The 19,395-nt window shown below is 65.6% G+C and carries 15 protein-coding genes; 5 read left to right on the top strand and 10 right to left on the bottom strand.

The window, feature by feature from the left end:
- Window positions 1-35: 35 nt before the first annotated feature.
- On the bottom strand, window positions 36-2,789 hold the full coding sequence (acnA, locus tag V3B48_RS01540; RefSeq protein ID WP_329893030.1) for an aconitate hydratase AcnA: 2,754 nt from the start codon (window positions 2,787-2,789) through the stop codon (window positions 36-38).
- A gap of 302 nt (window positions 2,790-3,091) precedes the next feature.
- Here acnA and V3B48_RS01535 point away from each other — a divergent pair, with 302 nt between their 5' ends.
- The 5 genes from V3B48_RS01535 (at window position 3,092) to V3B48_RS01515 (ending at window position 8,248) form a co-directional block, all read left to right on the top strand.
- Window positions 3,092-3,316 carry an AbrB/MazE/SpoVT family DNA-binding domain-containing protein gene (locus V3B48_RS01535; RefSeq protein WP_005409505.1) on the top strand — a complete coding sequence of 75 codons (225 nt, stop codon included), beginning with the start codon at window positions 3,092-3,094 and terminating at the stop codon, window positions 3,314-3,316.
- A gap of 6 nt (window positions 3,317-3,322) precedes the next feature.
- Window positions 3,323-3,721 (top strand): type II toxin-antitoxin system VapC family toxin, encoded by a 399-nt coding sequence (locus tag V3B48_RS01530; RefSeq protein ID WP_008267153.1) that lies wholly within the window; start codon window positions 3,323-3,325, stop codon window positions 3,719-3,721.
- Window positions 3,722-3,761: 40 nt separating this feature from the next.
- Complete coding sequence (acnB, locus tag V3B48_RS01525) at window positions 3,762-6,353, top strand: bifunctional aconitate hydratase 2/2-methylisocitrate dehydratase (protein ID WP_049463414.1); 2,592 nt, start codon at window positions 3,762-3,764, stop codon at window positions 6,351-6,353.
- Window positions 6,354-6,499: 146 nt separating this feature from the next.
- The gene (locus V3B48_RS01520) at window positions 6,500-6,955 is read left to right on the top strand and encodes a hypothetical protein (protein WP_329893029.1); all 456 of its coding nucleotides are present in this window, start codon (window positions 6,500-6,502) and stop codon (window positions 6,953-6,955) included.
- Between the two features lie 198 nt (window positions 6,956-7,153).
- Window positions 7,154-8,248 (top strand): WG repeat-containing protein, encoded by a 1,095-nt coding sequence (locus tag V3B48_RS01515; protein ID WP_329893028.1) that lies wholly within the window; start codon window positions 7,154-7,156, stop codon window positions 8,246-8,248.
- Between the two features lie 95 nt (window positions 8,249-8,343).
- Here V3B48_RS01515 and V3B48_RS01510 read toward each other — a convergent pair whose 3' ends face one another.
- The 9 genes from V3B48_RS01510 to V3B48_RS01470 form a co-directional block, all read right to left on the bottom strand.
- A complete protein-coding gene (locus V3B48_RS01510; RefSeq protein ID WP_329893027.1) occupies window positions 8,344-8,715 on the bottom strand; it encodes a hypothetical protein in 372 nt (123 codons plus the stop codon).
- 239 nt (window positions 8,716-8,954) lie between these two features.
- Entirely contained in the window at window positions 8,955-10,028 is a 1,074-nt protein-coding gene (locus V3B48_RS01505) for a chemotaxis response regulator protein-glutamate methylesterase (protein WP_329893026.1), read from the bottom strand.
- Window positions 10,025-10,621 (bottom strand): chemoreceptor glutamine deamidase CheD, encoded by a 597-nt coding sequence (cheD, locus tag V3B48_RS01500; protein ID WP_008264676.1) that lies wholly within the window; start codon window positions 10,619-10,621, stop codon window positions 10,025-10,027. Before cheD ends, V3B48_RS01505 begins: the two co-directional genes overlap by 4 nt.
- Window positions 10,618-11,487: a CheR family methyltransferase gene (locus V3B48_RS01495; RefSeq protein WP_050509861.1), complete on the bottom strand. Its 870-nt coding sequence runs from the start codon at window positions 11,485-11,487 to the stop codon at window positions 10,618-10,620. Before V3B48_RS01495 ends, cheD begins: the two co-directional genes overlap by 4 nt.
- Before the next feature lie 37 nt (window positions 11,488-11,524).
- Entirely contained in the window at window positions 11,525-13,801 is a 2,277-nt protein-coding gene (locus tag V3B48_RS01490; RefSeq protein WP_329893025.1) for a methyl-accepting chemotaxis protein, read from the bottom strand.
- Between the two features lie 810 nt (window positions 13,802-14,611).
- Window positions 14,612-16,999: a methyl-accepting chemotaxis protein gene (locus V3B48_RS01485; RefSeq protein WP_329893024.1), complete on the bottom strand. Its 2,388-nt coding sequence runs from the start codon at window positions 16,997-16,999 to the stop codon at window positions 14,612-14,614.
- 101 nt (window positions 17,000-17,100) lie between these two features.
- Window positions 17,101-17,484, bottom strand: a complete 384-nt coding sequence (locus V3B48_RS01480) for a hypothetical protein (protein WP_010482470.1) — start codon at window positions 17,482-17,484, stop codon at window positions 17,101-17,103.
- 136 nt (window positions 17,485-17,620) lie between these two features.
- Window positions 17,621-18,112 (bottom strand): chemotaxis protein CheW, encoded by a 492-nt coding sequence (locus V3B48_RS01475; protein WP_049401162.1) that lies wholly within the window; start codon window positions 18,110-18,112, stop codon window positions 17,621-17,623.
- Window positions 18,113-18,457: 345 nt separating this feature from the next.
- On the bottom strand, window positions 18,458-19,231 hold the full coding sequence (locus V3B48_RS01470; RefSeq protein WP_049401200.1) for a flagellar brake protein: 774 nt from the start codon (window positions 19,229-19,231) through the stop codon (window positions 18,458-18,460).
- Between the last annotated feature and the right edge of the window lie 164 nt (window positions 19,232-19,395).

The following is a 19,395-nucleotide window of genomic DNA, read 5'->3' as shown; positions in this document are numbered from 1 at the left end:
GTCGACCAGCAGTCGACTCTACCGAGAGTGCGGCGTTACTTGCTGGCCAGCTGGCGCAGCACGTACTGCAGCAGGCCGCCATGGCGGAAGTACTCGACTTCCTTCGGGGTCAGCAGCATCACCGAGACTTCGAAGGTCTTCTTGGTGCCGTCGGCCTTGGTCGCGGTGACGGTGGCACGCTTGCTGGCACCGTCCTGCAGGCCGGTGATGTCGATTACTTCCGAACCGTCCAGGCCCAGGCTCTGTGCGTTTTCACCGTTGCGGAACTGCAGCGGCAGCACGCCCATGCCGACCAGGTTGGAGCGGTGGATGCGCTCGAAGCTCTCTGCGATGACCGCCTTCACCCCCAGCAGCAGGGTGCCCTTGGCCGCCCAGTCACGCGACGAGCCGGTGCCGTATTCCTTGCCGGCCAGCACCACCAGCGGCACCTTGTCAGCCTTGTACTTCATGGCCGCATCGTAGATCGCCAGCTTTTCCGGCTGGCCGCCGCCGGCCGGGTAGTACAGGGTGTTGCCGCCTTCCTCGCCACCGAACATCAGGTTCTTGATGCGGATGTTGGCGAAGGTGCCGCGGACCATCACGTCATCGTTGCCGCGGCGGCTGCCGTAGCTGTTGAAGTCGGCCGGCTGCACGCCGCGCTCCTGCAGGAAGCGGCCTGCCGGCGAGTCCTTCTTGATGTTGCCGGCCGGGGAGATGTGGTCGGTGGTGATCGAATCGCCGAACAGGCCCATCACGCGTGCACCGTGCACATCGTCGATGCTGCCGGTCTGCATGGTCATGCCATCGAAGTACGGCGGGTTCTTGATGTAGGTGGAGGCATCGCTCCACTCGTACAGGTTGCCGTCCGGCGAAGCGATGGTGTTCCAGCGGGTATCGCCCTTGAACACGTCGGCGTAGTTCTGCTTGAACATCTCCGGGCCGATGGTGGCAGCGATGACGTCGCCGATTTCCTTGTTGCTCGGCCAGATGTCGCGCAGGAACACCGGCTGGCCATCGCTGCCGGTACCCAGCGGCTGGGTGGTCAGGTCGATGTCGGTGGTGCCGGCGATGGCATAGGCCACCACCAGTGGTGGGCTGGCCAGGTAGTTCATCTTCACTTCGGGGTGCACGCGGCCCTCGAAGTTGCGGTTGCCGGACAGCACCGAGGTAACCACCAGATCGCCGGTGGCGATGCCGGCGCTGACTTCGGTCGGCAGCGGGCCGGAGTTGCCGATGCAGGTGGTGCAGCCGTAGCCGACCACGTAGAAGCCGATCTTCTCCAGCTCCTTCAGTACGCCGGCCTTTTCCAGATAGTCGGTGACCACGCGCGAACCTGGGCCGAGCGAGGTCTTCACCCACGGCTGGCGGTTCAGGCCCTTGGCGGCCGCGTTGCGGGCCAGCAGGCCCGCACCGATCATCACCGCCGGGTTGGAGGTGTTGGTGCAGGAGGTGATGGCAGCGATGACCACCGCGCCGTCCTTCAGGCGGACCTTGCGGTTCTCGATTTCGATGTCCGCGTAGCCCTTGGCCAGCTGCTCGTTGCCGACCGCCGCACCGCCGCCTTCGTTGACGAACGAGGAGACATCGTCGCTGCGCTTGTCACGGTTGGTGGTCAGGCCAACCAGGGCTTCGCGGTAGTTCTTCTGCACGTCTTCCAGCAGCACGCGGTCCTGCGGACGCTTCGGGCCGGCCAGCGACGGCTTCACCGTGCCCATGTCCAGTTCCAGCGTGGTGCTGTACTGCGCGTGCGGGCTGCCCGGTTCGTGCCACAGGCCCTGCGCCTTGGCATAGGCTTCAACCAGATCGATCTGCTCTTCGCTGCGGCCGGACAGGCGCAGGTAGTTCAGCGACTCGGCGTCGATCGGGAAGATGCCGCAGGTGGCGCCGTATTCCGGGGCCATGTTGCCAATGGTGGCGCGGTCGGCCAGCGGCAGGTGCTGCAGGCCGTCACCGTAGAACTCGACGAACTTGCCGACCACGCCCAGCTTGCGCAGCATCTGGGTGACGGTCAGCACCAGGTCGGTGGCGGTGGCGCCTTCGGGCAGCTTGCCGGTCAGCTTGAAGCCGACCACCTGCGGGATCAGCATCGACGACGGCTGGCCTAGCATGGCCGCCTCCGCTTCGATGCCGCCCACGCCCCAGCCCAGCACGCCGATGCCGTTGATCATCGTGGTGTGGCTGTCGGTACCGAACACGGTATCGGGGTAGGCGACCGCCTTGCCGTCCTTGTCCGCCGTCATCACCACGCGGGCCAGGTTCTCCAGGTTCACCTGGTGGACGATGCCGGTGTTCGGCGGCACCACCTTGAAGTTGTCGAAGGCCTTCTGGCCCCAGCGCAGGAAGCCGTAGCGTTCCTGGTTGCGCTGGAACTCGATTTTGCCGTTGAGGTCCAGCGCGTCCGGCTTGCCGAACACGTCGACCTGCACCGAGTGGTCGATGACCAGTTCGGAGGGAATCTGCGGGTTGATCTGCTCAGGCGAGCCGCCGAGCTTGACCACCGCGTCGCGCATCGCGGCGAGGTCGACCACGCAGGGCACGCCGGTGAAGTCCTGCAGGACCACGCGCGCCGGCATGAAGGCGATTTCGGTGTCCGGCTCGGCCGCCGGGTTCCAGCGGGCCACGGCTTCGATGTGGTCCTTGCCGACGGTGATGCCGCCGTCCTCGTGCCGGAGCAGGTTCTCCAGCAGGATCTTCATCGAGTAGGGCAGGTGGGAGATATCGAAGCGCTGGCCCAGCGTGGGCAGGCTGAAGTAGTCGTAGGTCTTGCCGCCGACGTTCAGCTGGCTGCGGGTGGAGAACGAATCGCTCATGCGGGGTAACTCCTTCTTGCGGATGGCTTGCAGTGGCCCGCGCATGGGCGGACCTGCTTGCGGTCGCCGCGGGCCTGACGGCCCCGGTGGTTCCAGTATGAACCCGAAACTGAATGGATTCACCCGGGCCGGGTTCCGGCCTGCGGCATCGGTTCCAGACTACAGGGGAAGGTGTATGGCGTATGTCACGTTTGTGGCCGATCCTTTGCGAGGCAAGGGCTGGCGGGGTGCCGGTCCTGTTCAGGGTGGAAGTATGCCCGGGGAAGTATGTATAATTTGTGCATACTCTGGAGGGCCTACCGATGGAAGCCACTGTTGCAGAACGCGGACAGATCACCCTGCCCAAGGCGGTGCGTGATGCCCTCGGCCTGACCAAGGGCACGCTGCTGAAGGTCGAGCTGGACGGCAGCCGCATCATCCTGCGCAAGAGTGTTGACGATGCCATTTCACGGGCGCGCGGCAAGTTCGCGCTGGACGGTTTCGAATCGTCCGACGCAGCGGTACGTGCGGTGCGTGACGAGGAATAAGCCGTGATGATCGCCGTCGACTCTCCGGTGCTGGTCGAGCTGCTCAGCAATGGCCCGCAGGCCGATGCCGTGGAAGCCATCCTCAGGCAGAGCCTGGTCGGTGGCCGCGTGGTGGTCTGCGGCGCGACCCTGGCCGAGGTCTGCGCATCGCTGCGTGGCGGTGCCGAGGTGCTCGAAGCGCTGGAAGAAATGGGCGTGCACTTCAACCCGATGGAAGCCAAGTCGGCGCTGCGCGCCGGCGAGATGCACCGCCGCCACCGCCAGCGCAGCGGCAGCCGCCGCAGCCTGGACGAATTCATGGTCGGCGCCCACGCACTGCTGCAGTGCGATGGCCTGATCACCTGGAACGACACGTTTTACCGCGACTACTTCAAGGGCCTGAAGCTGATCGTGCCGCAAGCCTGAGCCCACTTTTTTTCAACCTACGCATTACCCGGGAGTTGTCATGTTGGAAGCCTACCGCCACCACGTCGCCGAGCGCGCTGCGCTTGGCATCCCGCCGCTGCCGCTGAGCGCGCAGCAGACGGCCGATGTTATCGAACTGCTGAAGAACCCGCCGCAGGGCGAGGCCGAGTTCCTGCTCGACCTGCTGACCCACCGCGTGCCGGCCGGCGTCGATGACGCGGCCAAGGTCAAGGCCTCGTACCTGGCGGCGATCGCCCTGGGCAGCGAGCAGAACCCGCTGATCAGCCGTGAGCGCGCCACCGAACTGCTGGGTACCATGCTCGGCGGTTACAACGTCGCCCCGCTGGTGCAGCTGCTGGACGATGCCAGCGTCGGCACCATCGCCGCCAACGGTCTGAAGAAGACCCTGCTGGTGTTCGATGCCTTCCATGACGTGCAGGAAAAGGCCAAGGCCGGCAACGCCAACGCCCAGGCCGTGCTGCAGAGCTGGGCCGACGCCGAGTGGTTCACCAGCAACCCGGAAGTGCCGCAGAGCCTGACCGTCACCGTGTTCAAGGTGCCGGGCGAAACCAACACCGACGACCTGTCGCCGGCGCCGGACGCGACCACCCGCCCGGACATCCCGATGCACGCCCTGGCGATGCTGAAGAACAAGCGCGACGACGCGCCGTTCACCCCGGAAGAAGACGGCAAGCGCGGCCCGATCCAGCAGATCCTCGACCTGAAGGACAAGGGTCACCTGGTCGCCTACGTTGGCGACGTGGTCGGCACCGGTTCCTCGCGCAAGTCGGCCACCAACAGCGTGCTGTGGTGGACCGGCGATGACATTCCGTTCATCCCGAACAAGCGCGCCGGTGGCGTCTGCCTGGGTTCGAAGATCGCCCCGATCTTCTACAACACCATGGAAGATGCCGGTGCACTGCCGATCGAGCTGGACGTGTCGAAGATGGAGCACGGCGATGTGGTCGAGCTGCGTCCGTACGAAGGCAAGGCGCTGAAGAACGGTGAAGTGATCGCCGAGTTCCAGGTCAAGTCCGAAGTGCTGTTCGACGAAGTGCGCGCCGGTGGCCGCATTCCGCTGATCATCGGCCGTGGCCTGACCGGCAAGGCGCGTGAAGCGCTGGGCCTGGCCCCGACCGACCTGTTCCGCCTGCCGGTGCAGCCGGTCGATACCGGCAAGGGCTTCTCGCTGGCGCAGAAAATGGTCGGCCGTGCCTGTGGCCTGCCGGAAGGCCAGGGCATGCGCCCGGGCACCTACTGCGAACCGAAGATGACCTCGGTCGGCTCGCAGGACACCACCGGCCCGATGACCCGTGACGAGCTGAAGGACCTGGCCTGCCTGGGCTTCTCGGCCGACCTGGTGATGCAGTCGTTCTGCCACACCGCCGCTTACCCGAAGCCGGTGGACGTGAAGACCCACCACACCCTGCCGGAGTTCATCTCCACCCGTGGCGGCGTGTCGCTGCGCCCCGGCGACGGCGTGATCCACAGCTGGCTCAACCGCATGCTGCTGCCGGACACCGTCGGTACCGGTGGTGACTCGCACACCCGTTTCCCGGTGGGCATTTCGTTCCCGGCCGGTTCGGGCCTGGTTGCCTTCGCCGCTGCCACCGGCGTGATGCCGCTGGACATGCCGGAGTCGGTGCTGGTGCGCTTCAAGGGCAAGATGCAGCCGGGCGTGACCCTGCGTGACCTGGTCAACGCGATCCCGCTGTACGCGATCAAGTCGGGCCTGCTGACCGTGGCCAAGGCTGGCAAGAAGAACATCTTCTCCGGCCGCATCCTGGAAATCGAAGGCCTGCCGGAGCTGAAGGTCGAGCAGGCGTTCGAACTGTCCGACGCCTCGGCCGAGCGTTCGGCGGCCGGTTGCTCGGTGCGCCTGAACAAGGAGCCGATCATCGAGTACCTCAACAGCAACATCACCCTGCTGAAGTGGATGATCGCCGAGGGTTACCAGGACCCGCGTTCGCTGCAGCGCCGTATCGAGAAGATGGAAGCGTGGCTGGCCAACCCGGAGCTGCTGGAGCCGGATGCCGACGCCGAATACGCTGCCGTCATCGAGATCGACCTGGCCGACATCCACGAGCCGATCGTGGCCTGCCCGAACGACCCGGACGACGTGAAGACCCTGTCTGAAGTCGCTGGTGCCAAGATCGACGAAGTGTTCATCGGTTCGTGCATGACCAACATCGGTCACTTCCGCGCGGCTGCCAAGCTGCTGGAAGGCAAGCGCGACCTCCCGACCCGCCTGTGGGTGGCCCCGCCGACCAAGATGGATGCCTCGGAGCTGACCAAGGAAGGCGTGTACGGCACCTTCGGCGCCACCGGTGCACGCATGGAAATGCCGGGCTGCTCGCTGTGCATGGGCAACCAGGCGCAGATCCGCGAAGGCTCCACCGCGATGTCGACCTCGACCCGCAACTTCCCGAACCGCCTGGGCCGCAACACCAACGTGTACCTGGGTTCGGCAGAACTGGCGGCGATCTGCTCGCGCCTGGGCCGCATCCCGACCAAGGAGGAGTACATGGCGGACATTGGCGTGATCAACGCCAATGGTGCGGAGATCTACCGCTACATGAACTTCGACCAGATCGAGGAATACCAGGACGTGGCCAAGACGGTTGCTGCCTGATACTGCTGATCGGTTGATGATGTAAACGAAGAACCCCCGGTGAAAACCGGGGGTTTTTTGTGGACGGGGCACTTTCGTAGAAGTTGTATTTCAGTGGAGATGCATGGCGCCTACCGTGGATGCCCCCCGTTTCGGTCTTGCCTGAGATGCGCCGCTCATTCCTGCTGCCTCCCAGTCCTACCCATCGCCGCACCGTCACCACCCAGGCCTTGGGCATTCTGCTGGCCTCTGTACTTCTGACCATTGCGCCATCAGCAGGGGCAACGCCGGCGGCTGCAATGCTACAGCCCACCGAGCCGCCGCCACGTTTCGACAGGACTACACGCCACGGCCTCTGTCATGAGGGCCGCTGCGTGGTGCTGGATGGCACGGGCCGGCAACTGGCCGAGCATTGGGGAATGCAATACCTCCGCCCCTTCAAAAATGGGGTGGCGGTCTTCGAAAGGGGGGAGAACAGGGGCGTCATGAATTCAGAAGGGCGTATCGTCCTTGAAGCGCATTACGACTCGGTTGAGGTACATGGCAACGGGGTGATCGAGGCCAAGGTGCTGCTGCGGAGCCCGCCCAAGGCGTATACGCGAATCGACTTCTTCAATGCATGAGGCCGATTGGTGCGTCGGTTTGAGCAGAAAGGCGAGATCGATCTCCTGCGCTCGGCGTCCTGGGCTGGAAACCCGGCTGTAGAACTCTGCAACAGTGAGAAGCAGCGCTGTACGACCCGCTTCCTTGACGCAAAGGGCAGGTCCGGTCCCGTTTTCAGTGTCTTCGGTAGTTTTGGTCCCTTGGGTCATGAGGGGGACGTGGCCATCGCTTCGCGCGATGGTGTCAACTTTGGCCTGGTTGATCGATCGCTGGCAGGCATAGGGCGTCAGGACTACGACCAGATGACGTTCAACAGGTCGGGTTTCGCGCTCGCCACCCAAGGCGGGAATGACACGGTGTTGGATCCCCATGGGGTGCAAGTGGCGCCCATGGGTCGATACCGGTTCAAGTTTGGTCGGGGTGAGTACCTGCTTTCTGCGGTAGCCGAAGACGGTGCGTGCCTGCATTTCACGCGAACTGGGCAGCTGTTCCCGGCGCCTACAGGCCTTTGTATGGAGACAGACGAGCGCGCTGAAGGTGTGGGCTACGTAATCTTCGGTTCGGAGGATGACGAATACGTAGTAGGCCTGGATGGATTGCCGCGCTCCGCGCAACACAATGCGGACCTGCATCCGTTGAATCGCAGGATGGTCCAGTATCGAAAGCCCGGCGAAGCGGGGGTGCGTTTCATGATGCTGGAAGATGCCAGCATCTCGTCCTCCCAGTACCGCCAACTTGCGCCTTTTCAAGCCGAGGCAGGACTGGATGACCAACTGCTGCTGGCGGAAGCCGATGAAGGCTGGGGTTTAATAGATGCCGCTGGCGCTTGGCTGATTCCTCCTCGCTACCGCCGGATACAACCATTGGGTCCGAATCTGGTCGCGGCATTTGAACGGCCGGGATATGACCCCGGGTATCACATACTCGATCTGCGCGGTAATGCGCTGGCTGATTTCACGCCGCATACTCCCTCACCGGCGCTCTTGGCGGATGGAACGAGGGTCTACGCCCTCTCACTGCGTGGTCGCTGGGGGCTTCTGGATGAGTCGGGACGATGGAGGCTTGCGCCACGCTACGGCTACGTGAGTGTTTCGAATGGCTTGGTTTTCGTGCGTGAGCGAAACAGCGCCGGTGATGTTACGGTTAACTTTCTTGACCCAGACACAGGAACGACGCTGTTCGAACAGGGATTTCTATCGGTTCATTCTCGTACGGATGGTCTGTTTGAGACATTGAAGACAGACCAGACCTTGGAGCTGATCAAGCTTGACGGGACCGTTCTGGGGCGTCTGCATCCCCGTCCCAACCGATAGCCGGAGCAGTGACTGGCGGGATCGCTGGAGCCTGGCGCGATCCAAATGGCAGATTTTGGCGTTTGGGCAACAACGGAACGGTTAGGCTTACGGCGCTACTGAATGGTCCAGTCCGCGCTGCCTTCCAGCCGACGGCCGCCGATCAGCACGTTGCCGCGCTCACCGGAAACATCCATCTCGAACCAGGGCAATCCATCACGGCTATGTGGACGCACATAGGCCTGGCGCTTTGCGCGGTTGAATTCGATGTAGTAGCGGCGATGCACGTTGGGGTACGGCGGGATCGACGCGCCTTTCCAGCTGACGCTTACCGCGCCGGGGTCTTCGCGACCCACCAGCATCAGCATGAAGAACACATCACCTTGCTTGGCCTCGAAGTAGAACAGATCGCCACTGGCGCCGGCGGGTGCCAGTGGCAATGAAAGCAGTACGGTCGCCAGGGCGGCCTTCCATATGCCTTTGATCATGTGCAGCGTTCCTTGTGCAATACCGCTATCAAAGCACACATGCGGGTAGCGCGTTGAAACGAAGCCCCCCCCGGTGAAAGCCGGGGTTTTTTTGTTGCCTGATGGCCTGTAGTGCCGAATCCACGCGTGGCTGCTGTTCGCGCCATGCGCGATGAGTCGAGCGTGGCTCGACTCTACAACGGCATCCACGCATGGCATGGATCTACTGCGCGCGCGAGCCCTTGAGCGGGGGCACGCAATCAGCCGCGGGCCAGGGCCAGCAACCGCTCGGCAATCCGTTCCAGCGGCACCTGCTCCTCGGCGGCGCCGAGCTTGAACGCGGCACCGGGCATGCCCCAGACCACGCTGGTGGCCTCGTCCTGCACCAGTGTCGGTGCGCCGGCCTGGCGCATCTCCAGCAGGCCGCGCGCACCGTCATCGCCCATGCCGGTGAGAATGGCACCGATGGCGTTGCCGCCGGCGTTCTGCGCGACCGAGCGGAACAGCACATCCACCGCGGGCTTGTGCCGGTTCACGGCCGGGCCGTCGTCGACCCGGCAGCGCCAGCGCGCACCGTCGCGGATGATGCGCAGGTGCTTGCCACCCGGTGGCAGGTAAGCGTGGCCGGGCAGCACGGCTTCGCCGTCGCTGGCCTCGCGCACGGCCATCGCCGAGTGCCGGTCCAGGCGTTCGGCGAAGGCGCTGCTGAAGCTGGCCGGCAGGTGCTGGGTCATCACCACGGCCGGGCCGTCGGCGGGCATGCCTTCCAGCACTACACGCAGGGCCTCGGTGCCACCGGCCGATGAGCCGATCGCGATCAGCCGGTCGGTGGTGCGGAACTGGGGCGTGGCGGGACGCGTCGCTGGGGAGGCGTCCAGCAGGAGCTTCGGTGCGGCAGCGCGCACCAGCGGGCGCACACGCGAACGCGCCGCCATCTTCACTTTGGCGATGATCTCGTCGGCGTAGGCCTGCAGGCCGCGCGCCACGTCCAGTTTCGGCTTGGAGACGAAGTCCACCGCGCCCAGCGCCAGTGCCTGCAGGGTGGTGTCGGCGCCGCGCTCGGTCAGCGAGGAGATCATCACCACCGGCAGCGGGTGCAGGCGCATCAGGTTTTCCAGAAACGCCAGGCCGTCCATGCGCGGCATTTCCACGTCCAGCGTGATCACGTCGGGGGCCAGGCGCTTGATCTTCTCGCGTGCCAGCAGCGGGTCCGCGGCGGTGCCGACCACGTCGATGGACGGATCGCTGGACAGGATCTCGGTGAGCATCTGGCGCACGACGGCGGAGTCGTCGACGATCAGGACCCGGCAGGGGGCGTTGCCGGTCAGGGTCATTCGAACAGCTCCACGCCGCCGGTGACCGGGGCCTTGGACAGGCGTGCACGCACCGCCGATTCGGTCGCGGCCACTTCGGCCTCATGGGCATGCGGCAGGCGCTGCACTACCACGCGGCCAGTATCGGCGAAGAACCAGATCTTGCGCGGATGGATGCCGCACAGGTCCTCGGCAATGATCGGGATGTGCTCGGCCTGCAGGTACTGGCGCACGAACTCGGCGTTGCGGGTACCGACCGGGTTGCTGGTGAAACCCTTCAGCACGTTGGCACCGCCGAACACCTTGGCCTCGATGCGCTTGCGGTGGGCGCCACGCTTGAGCATGTCGTTGATCAGCAGTTCCATCGCGTAGCTGCCGTAACGCGCGGGCGCGCCGTCGCCGGCGTTGCCCTCGGGCAACAGGAAATGGTTCATGCCGCCGATCTTCAGCACCGGGTCGCGCAGGCAGGCGGCCACGCAGGAGCCCAGCGTGGTGGTCAGCGCGGTGGTGTCGTCGACCACCAGGTACTGGGTCGGCAGCAGCTTTGCCGCAATGGTCTTGAAGCGCGCGTCCTGGTAGCGCATCACATCATCGGTGCGCAGCGATGCGTTCATGCGCCTGCCTTTGCCGCACGGCGGTACAGGGTGCGCCCGCAGGGCTGGATCAGGTCGGCGGCGTGCAGGTAGTTCTCCGAGTGGCCGGTGTAGAGCAGGCCATCGTCGGACAGGTGCTGTACCAGCCGGCCGAGGATCGCGCGCTGGGTCGGCTTGTCGAAGTAGATCATCACGTTGCGGCAGAACAGTGCGTCGAACGGGCCGCCGACGTCATAGCGCGGGGCAAGCAGGTTCAATGGGCGGAACTCGATCAGCTCGCGCAGCGCCGGCAGCACGCGGCACTGGCCCTCGTTGGGGCCGCTGCCGCGCTGGAAGTAGCGGCGGCGCAGATCCGGATCGAGGCTGGTGACGCGGTCGATGTTGTAGACGCCACGGCCGGCGGTGGCCAGCACCTGGGTATCGACGTCGGTGGCGATGATGCGTACCGGTGGCTTCAGGGTGCCGAAGGCTTCGCAGGCGGTGATCGCCATCGAGTAGGGCTCTTCGCCGGTGGAGGCGGCGCACGACCACAGCAACAGCGGCGTGCGGCTGGAGCGCTGCTGCAGCTCCTCGCGCAGCTTGTCGAAGTGGTGCGGCTCACGGAAGAACGAGGTCAGGTTGGTGGTCAGTGCGTTGGTGAACGCCTGCCACTCGTCACCGTCTTCCTGCTCCAGATGGTCCAGATACTGCTGGAAGCTGCGCATGCCCAGCGTGCGCAGGCGGCGCGACAGGCGGCCATAGACCATGTCGCGCTTTGCCGGGGCGAGGGCGATGCCCACGCGCTGGTAGATCAGGTCGCAGACGCGGCGGAAATCACGGTCGGCGAACTCGAATTCGCGTGGGCCGGTGACGATGGGAGTAGGACTTTGCACGGGGGACGTGTCCATCGGCAGAGGCGGCGGCCGAAGCCGCCGCGGGTGGGTCTCAGAATTCCTGCCAGTCGCTGTCGCTGGCGACGAAGGTGCTGGCGTTGCTGCCGGTGCGGCGTACCGGTGCTGGCGTCGGAGCCGGCCGCGGACGCGCCACGGCGGCGGCAACATGCACCGGCTCGACACGCGCGGCCACCGCCTTCATCGCGGCCGAGACCTGGTTGTCCAGGCGGAAGATCGCCACGGCGTCGGCCAGCTGGCCAGCCTGTTCTTCCATCGCACGTGCGGCGGCGGTGGCTTCTTCCACCAGCGCAGCATTCTGCTGGGTGGTTTCGTCCATCTGCACCACGGTCTGGTTGACCTGCTCGATGCCGGCCGACTGCTCCTGCGAAGCCGCGGAGATCTCGGCCATGATGTCGGTCACGCGCTGCACCGAGGCGACGATCTCGCCCATGGTGCTACCGGCCTGGTGTACCAGGCTGGAACCTTCGGCGACCTTGCCGACCGAATCATCGATCAGGCCCTTGATCTCCTTGGCGGCAGCGGCCGAGCGCTGGGCGAGGGTGCGCACTTCACTGGCGACCACGGCGAAGCCACGGCCCTGTTCGCCGGCACGTGCGGCTTCCACTGCGGCGTTCAGCGCCAGGATGTTGGTCTGGAAGGCGATGCCGTCGATGACCGAGATGATCTCGGCGATCTTCTTCGACGAGGCTTCGATGGCCGACATGGTGTTGACCACCTGGCCGACCACGCTGCCGCCTTGAGAAGCAACACCCTGCGCGCCGATCGCCAGCTGATTGGCCTGGCGGGCGTGCTCGGCGTTCTGGCGCACGGTGGAGGTCAGTTCCTCCATGGACGCGGCGGTTTCTTCCAGATTGGCGGCCTGCTGCTCGGTACGGCGCGATAGATCACTGTTGCCCGAAGCGATCTCACCGGCGGCCAGGGTGATGCTGCCGGCGCTGGCCTGGATCTGGCCGACGATCTGGGTCAGCTGGGTGACGGTGGTGTTGGCGTCGTCCCGCATGCGTGCGAACACGCCCTGGTAGTCGCCGTGCATGCGCGCGGTCAGGTCGCCTTCGGCGATGGCCGACAGCAGCTGCGAGAGCTTGCCGAGGTTGTCATCGCTGACCGCCATCATCGCGTTGAGGTTTTCCAGCATCAGGCGGAAATCGTGATCGAAGCGCTGCGCGTCGCCACGGCGGCTGAAGTCGCCTGCGGCGGCGGCACTGGCCAGCTGCTTGATCTCGGCGTTGATGCGGCCGAGGTTGGCCTTGACCGTGTCGACGGTGGTGGTCATCGCGGCCTTCTCGCCGGGGTAGCGCGCGACGTCGCGGCTCAGATCGCCCACCGCGTACTGCTGCACCACGTCCAGCACATCGTGCAGGGTCTGCACGTGGCCGCCGACCAGGGCATTGGTTTCCTGCACCATCAGCCCGTACTCGCCGGGGAAGGCGCTGGCATCGATGCGGTAGCTCAGTTCGCCGCCGTCGTGGCGACGCGCCATCTCGCGCTGGCCGCTGATCACCGCGTGCAGCTGCTGCTGCATGCCGGACATGGCGTCCAGCAGGCGGCCGGTCTCGTCATGCGGCTGCGGGCCGATGTGGCTGTCCAGCTTGCCGCGGGCGATACCCTCGGCGACGGCCGTTGCCTGCTTCAGCGGTATGGCGATGCGGTTGCCGATGAGCCAGCTCAGGGCCAGCACGATCAGTACCAGCACGCCACCGGAGACGGCCATGATGGCGGTGAACACCAGTGCCTGCTTCTGCACGTCGTCCATGTAGACGCCACTGCTGACCACCCAGTTCCAGGGCGCGAACAGGCCGGCGTAAGCCACCTTCTCGACCTCGCCCTTGCTGCCGGGCTTGGCCCAGCGGTAGTTGACGAAGCCGCCACCGGCCTTGGCTGCTTCCACCTGGTCGTAGTAGATGCGCACGCCGTCGTCGGTGCGGAAATCCTTCATGTCCTTGCCGACCAGGTCCTTGCGGAACGGGTGCATCAGCAGGCGGTAGCCGGTGTCGTAGATGTTGAAGTAGTAGGCATCGTTATCGGCGCGCATCACTTCCAGCGCCTGCAGGGCGGCGGCCTTGGCAGCGTCCTCGCTGAGCTCGCCGGTACCGGCCAGGCGATGGTAGTGCTGGAGGATGCCGTAGCTGAGTTCGACCTGGGTCTTCAGAGCGGTCTTGCGGGTCTCGGTCAGGTCGAGGTACTGCATGCGGGCGGCGATCACCGAGAGCGCGATCACGCCAAGCGCGATGAGCAGCGTCAGCAGGTTGAGCTTGCGCCGGACGGAGAGGTTGCTGAAGTAGTGTTGCCAGCGATGCATGAGATTCATCGAGCAGGACCAGGTCGAAGCGGGCGGGCGGCGCCGTGCCGGTCACAGCGGGACAAGCGGTGACAACCCCGTTATCGGCCGCGCGGGCGGGGGATTGAGGTGCGGTGTCCGAACGTATTCAGGTTTCCTTGCAGCGGCGGCTGCGGCGCTGCCTGCGGCAGGCTTTTGAAGCAACAGCAACAGCAACAGCAACGGCGGTTGGTCGGCTCTGAATTTTCAGTGGGTGGCTGGATCGGGGTGGGCTGGCGGGACACGCCGTAAACCCCGCTCCGCGGTCCGGCCCAGCCGCTGGCGGCTGGGCGTTCGGGCGCTTGCGAAGCAGTGCTTCGCAAGCAAAGCGCCCTCACCCTTGGGGGCTCGATGGCGCCATCCATGGCGCCAACGGTCCCGCCAGCCCAGCCCGACCCAGCCCTCTCGGCATTCCTGTGACGGACGGCAAGAGCGTTGGGTTTCCAAGTGGGAAGAGGGGGCAGATCCGTTTTCCTGCGGAAAGCGAATCTGAACCCGGAAGCGGTGCTGTTGCTCTTGCTCTTCTTTCTTCAATCCGGGGTGGACGCGCACGGAAACTGTCCGTGGCCGGGAGGGTGGGCTGCGCAGGGGCGTAAGCCGCATGGATGCGGCGACCGAGCTTACATGGACGTACTTGCAGCGGCCCCTGCGCAGCCCACCCTCCCGGCCAACCCTCAGTAGCCACGCGCCTACCGCGACCACCCCGAGGGGCTTCGCCGTTGGCTGGATATCCAGATACCCCGTAAACAAAAACGCCCCAGCGCAGGGCCAGGGCGTTCTCGTACGTCAGTCAGGCAGGCATCAGAACTCCTGCCAGTCTCCATCAGCCAGTTCGGTGGCCATCGGACGACCACCGGTGCTGCGGCGGGCTGGCGGGGCGACCGGGGTCGGTGCGGCAGGTGCGGCAGGTGCGGCAGCACGCGGGGCCGGGGCAGCGGCGATGCGCGGGGCAACCAGGGTCTCGGCTTCATCCACCACGAAGATCGACACGGCCTCGCTGAGGTGACCGGCCTGTTCTTCCATTGCGCGTGCGGCGGCGGTGGCTTCTTCCACCAGCGCGGCGTTCTGCTGGGTGGTTTCGTCCATCTGCACCACGGTCTGGTTGACCTGCTCGATGCCAGCACTCTGTTCCTGCGAAGCCGCGGAGATCTCGGCCATGATGTCGGTCACGCGCTGCACCGATGCAACGATCTCGCCCATGGTCGCGCCGGCCTTGTGCACCAGCGCCGAGCCGTCGTTGACCTTGCCGACGGAGTCGTCGATCAGGCCCTTGATCTCCTTGGCGGCAGCGGCCGAGCGCTGGGCGAGAGTACGCACTTCGCTGGCGACCACGGCGAAGCCACGGCCCTGTTCACCGGCACGCGCGGCCTCAACCGCGGCATTCAGTGCCAGGATGTTGGTCTGGAAGGCGATGCCGTCGATGACGCTGATGATCTCGGCGATCTTCTTCGACGAGGCTTCGATGGCCGACATGGTGGTGACCACTTGGCCGACGACTTCACCGCCCTGCGAGGCGACGCCATGCGCGCCGATGGCGAGCTGGTTGGCCTGGCGGGCATGCTCGGCGTTCTGGCGAACGGTCGAGGTCAGCTCCTCCATCGAGGCGGCGGTTTCTTCCAGGTTGGCCGCCTGCTGCTCGGTGCGGCGCGACAGGTCACTGTTGCCCGAGGCGATCTCGCCGGCGGCCGAGCTGATCGCGCGGCTGGACTGCTTGATGCGGGTGACGATCTCGCTCAGCTGCGCGGCGGTCGCGTTGGCGTCGTCTCGCATACGGGCGAACACACCCTGGTAGTCGCCGTGCATGCGCACGGTCAGGTCACCCTGCGACAGTGCGGCGAGCAGGCCGGAGATCTGTTCGATGCTGCCGGCGTTGGCGTCGAGCAGGCCGTTGATCTGCTGGGCCAGCTGCAGGAAGAAGCCTTCCTTGTCGCTGGAATCGATGCGGCCGGACAGGTCGCCGGCAGCAGCCTGGGCGATCACGCGGGCCACTTCGGCTTCCACCTGCGCTTCCTGGGTGCGGTCGCGCCATTCCACCACGTAGCCGACGGTGTCGCCGCCTTCATTGCGGATGGTGGAAACCACCTGGGCGAACTGGGCATCGCCGTACTGCATCGGGCGACGGGCGACGCCGTGTGCCTTCAGGTTGCCCAGCAGGGTCTGGTCCATCTCGCCGCGATGCTCCAGCACAGTGACCGGCTTGCCGATCAGCGAGGCCTGCGCGTCGAAGTCCGGCAGGTCGCGGCGCACGTCGTCCTGGTACTGGCTCAGGGTCTGCTGCAGGGCGCGATTGGTGTAGACGATGGTATTGCTGGTGTCGGTCAGGTACACGCCGGTGGAGCTGTAGTCCAGCGCGGTGCGGATGCGCAGGTTCTCGCGGGCGATGGCCTGGTCGGTTTCGGTGCGCTCGCGCAGGTCGCGCTGCATGCGCTGCATCGCCTGCATCAGTTCGCCCACTTCGTCCTGGCGGCTGACGTCGATGTGGCCATCGAGCTTGCCGCCGGCCACATCGTTGGCAACCGAGACGGCGCCGCGCACGCTGCCGACCAGGGCACGGGCAAACAGCCAGACCAGCACCAGGCCGAGTGCGGCGCCGCCCAGCAGAGCGATCACGGTCAGCACGGCCGAGGCGGAGTAGGTGGATTCGGCCTCTTCGCGCGAGGCGCGGGCGAGGCGGTTGTCTTCGGCGATCAGCGCTTCCAGCGCCGAAGCGGCCTTGCGGTGCTTGGTGCGGGTCTCGCCGACGAAGGTATCGATGGCGTCGTCCGGCAGGTCCAGTTCCAGCATCTCGGTGACGCTGTCATAGGAGGCCAGGGCGTCCTTCCATTCCTTGGCGAAGGTGTCGAACAGCTTCTTCTGCTGTGCGTTGTCGACCAGCTTCGGATAGTCCTTGATCGACTTGTCCATGCTGGTACGCAGCTCGACGGTCTGCTTGCGTGCATCAGCCTTGACGTCGTCACTGGCGCGGATCAGCTGCTGGTAGGCGGCGTTGCGGTATTCACCCAGCATGCCGCGCATCTCGCCGGCCATGCGGATGCTCTCCATGCGAGAACCCGCCAGCTCGGTGGTGACGTTGTTCAGCGAGTGCAGGCCGCGATAGGCGACGATACCCTGCAGCAGCATCACCAGCAGGAGGACACCGAAGGTCAGCAGCAGCTTCGGCATCAGTTTCAGGTTGTTGATCCACGGCATGGGCGTTGCGAGCTCCTAAGGCAGACGCGCCCGGGCATCGGGCCCGGTTGCAGCAGAAACCACGCCGGCACCAGGTCCGGCGTGGTTCGACGGACAGCGGATTACTTGATGTTGGCCAGCTTCAGGCCGGCCGGCGAGCTGACTTCGATTTCGGCGCGCGAGGCGTCGCGCTGGATCTTGCCGATCACGCAGACGGTCTTGCCTTCCAGGGTTTCCAGCGGGAAGGAGAACTTGCCGCGGTTCTCGCCAGCGATGCGGGCCGAGAAGGTGTGGCGCGGGAAGGCGCCGCCCATGTACAGGAAGGTCGGCTGGCCTTCGGAACCTTCTGCGTAGCGGGCCTTCTCGACCTTGCCGCAGACCATGCCGTCCTTGCCGACCGAGCGCGGTGCCAGTTCCGGCGGGATCATGTCGGCCGACTGGGCGAACGCGGCGGAAGCAGTGGTGGCCAGGACAGCGGCCGAAACGAACGCAAGCAGGGACTTCATCGAGGTGTATCTCCGGGGATGGTGATGGTCGTTCCGGTTCTGCGCGCTCCTGCGCGACCGGCTTCTGTCCCCCTATCGGCACTGCCGGAGGGAACTGAAGGGTTTTGTGACCAGAACGTGAAGCAGGTCCGTTCGATCAGGCAGCGGCGTCTTCAACGACGCTGGCCTGGCCCATGTCGGCGCTGTCCAGCAGGGTCTCGATGTCGAGCAGGATCAGCATGCGGTCGTCCTGCGTGCCGATGCCGGAGATGAAGCGGGTATCGACGGCGGCGCCGAATTCCGGGGTCGGGCGGATCTGCTCGGCCGACAGCGGGATCACGTCCGAGACGCTGTCGACGACGATGCCGACCACGCGGTCGTCGACGTTCAGCACGATCATCACGGTGAAGGCGTCGTAGCGGGCATCGTCCAGGCGCAGCTTCAGGCGCAGGTCGATCACCGGGACGATGGTGCCGCGCAGGTTGATCACGCCCTTGATGTAGTCCGGTGCATCCGGGACCCGGGTCACCGCGTCATAGCCGCGGATTTCCTGGACCTTGAGGATGTCCACGCCGTAGTGCTCGGCACCGAGGGTGAAGCTGAGGAATTCGCCACCGGCGCTGGCGGCGGAGCTGGTCTTGTCGTTCATCGAGGGGTCCTGGTTCTGCCGGAAGTCCCGGTGTCAGGCTCGATATCGGCCCCTCGTCGGGGGACTTTAGGTGCCGGGGGAAGGCATCCAAGCATGGCGTGGATCTACCGGGGAAGATGGGGGCATCCACGCATGGCGTGGATCTACACGGGAAGCGCTAGTGCCGGCCGCTGGCCGGCAACCTGGCAACAATGTGGATGCGGCCATTGCCGGGCCGCGGCCGGCCCGACCGGGGGGGGGGGCGGTCACGACGCCGGTGCGGGCCCCGCCGGGCGCCCCCCCCCCGGCACAGCGGGTGGGCCCCCCGTGGGCCGCCCCGCGCCCGCCACTACCGGTCGGGAGGCCTTACAGCTCGCCGTTGCGGCGCGCCTTGCGCTGGCGGTCGATGCGGAAGATGTAGCGCTGGATGGCACTGTCGGCGCCACGCGGCAGGATGTCGAAGCGCATGCCCACGCGCTTGATCTCGATACCATTGGGTTGGCGCTGCGGCAGCAGGTTGCAGACGACCAGCTCGATCTCCAGGTCGGGGCCGTCGGGCAGCGACAGCATCGCCGGGTAGCGCTTCTGCAGGCTGAACACCGCGCAGTCGGTAGGTACGGCCACCGCCAGGCCGCCGCCGCTGATGTCCACCACCCGCATCGAGAGCGCTTCGGCACGGCTCTCGCCGGCGGGGATCAGCAGCTGGGGCGAATCGGTGACTGGCGTCTCCAGCCGGTACATCTCACGTCGTTGCAGATGGACCAGTTCAATCGGCAGAGGGGCACGGAAGGCGACGTGGCCGTCGTTGTCCACACGCTGCAGTGCCTGCAGGCGGAACCGTACCAGCACGCGTTCGAGCTGGGCAAAGCACAGCAGATGGTCGGCCTGTTCGGCGGCGCGGTTGGACGCCTCCTGCGGGCTGCCATCGAGCAGCAGGGTGTCGTCGTCCTCGTCGAGTTCAAGCAGCGCGGTCGGGAACGAGCGGTCGCGGCCGTCGATATGCGCATTGATCAGTGATCGCTGGTCGATCAGCGATCGCAACAGCTGCCGCAGCTGGCGCGGATTACGGACCAGGAAACGTTCGTCAGCGGCATCAGCCGCGTGGACATCATGCACTGCAGTGTCGTTGCCGTCGGACATGGAATCTACGGTCAGGGGCGGGCGCCAGCACGCGTTGGCGCGAGGCTCGATGGGGATATCGGCCACTGTGCCCGATTATGAAGTGAGAATTGCATCACTTTCCATGCGTCAGGGGTCGGATCCCTTTCCCGGTGGGAAAGGGCTCCACCCCCGGTAACTCACAA

Origin of the sequence: Stenotrophomonas sp. SMYL20 (assembly GCF_036320045.1) — a bacterium.
In the GTDB taxonomy this organism is placed as follows: domain Bacteria; phylum Pseudomonadota; class Gammaproteobacteria; order Xanthomonadales; family Xanthomonadaceae; genus Stenotrophomonas; species Stenotrophomonas maltophilia_A.
The sequence above is the reverse complement of the archived record's forward strand: the minus strand, read 5'-3'. Positions and strand labels throughout refer to the sequence as shown.

Bases quoted from the DNA above. Each gene is read 5' to 3' on its own strand.
- V3B48_RS01480 (WP_010482470.1), bottom strand. From the start codon at position 17,484: ATGAAGTCCCTGCTTGCGTTCGTTTCGGCCGCTGTCCTGGCCACCACT.
- V3B48_RS01490 (WP_329893025.1), bottom strand. From the start codon at position 13,801: ATGAATCTCATGCATCGCTGGCAACACTACTTCAGCAACCTCTCCGTC.
- acnB (WP_049463414.1), top strand. From the start codon at position 3,762: ATGTTGGAAGCCTACCGCCACCACGTCGCCGAGCGCGCTGCGCTTGGC.
- V3B48_RS01485 (WP_329893024.1), bottom strand. From the start codon at position 16,999: ATGCCGTGGATCAACAACCTGAAACTGATGCCGAAGCTGCTGCTGACC.
- V3B48_RS01530 (WP_008267153.1), top strand. From the start codon at position 3,323: ATGATCGCCGTCGACTCTCCGGTGCTGGTCGAGCTGCTCAGCAATGGC.
- V3B48_RS01505 (WP_329893026.1), bottom strand. From the start codon at position 10,028: ATGACCCTGACCGGCAACGCCCCCTGCCGGGTCCTGATCGTCGACGAC.
- cheD (WP_008264676.1), bottom strand. From the start codon at position 10,621: ATGAACGCATCGCTGCGCACCGATGATGTGATGCGCTACCAGGACGCG.
- V3B48_RS01520 (WP_329893029.1), top strand. From the start codon at position 6,500: ATGCGCCGCTCATTCCTGCTGCCTCCCAGTCCTACCCATCGCCGCACC.
- V3B48_RS01475 (WP_049401162.1), bottom strand. From the start codon at position 18,112: ATGAACGACAAGACCAGCTCCGCCGCCAGCGCCGGTGGCGAATTCCTC.
- V3B48_RS01510 (WP_329893027.1), bottom strand. From the start codon at position 8,715: ATGATCAAAGGCATATGGAAGGCCGCCCTGGCGACCGTACTGCTTTCA.
- V3B48_RS01535 (WP_005409505.1), top strand. From the start codon at position 3,092: ATGGAAGCCACTGTTGCAGAACGCGGACAGATCACCCTGCCCAAGGCG.
- V3B48_RS01470 (WP_049401200.1), bottom strand. From the start codon at position 19,231: ATGTCCGACGGCAACGACACTGCAGTGCATGATGTCCACGCGGCTGAT.
- acnA (WP_329893030.1), bottom strand. From the start codon at position 2,789: ATGAGCGATTCGTTCTCCACCCGCAGCCAGCTGAACGTCGGCGGCAAG.
- V3B48_RS01495 (WP_050509861.1), bottom strand. From the start codon at position 11,487: ATGGACACGTCCCCCGTGCAAAGTCCTACTCCCATCGTCACCGGCCCA.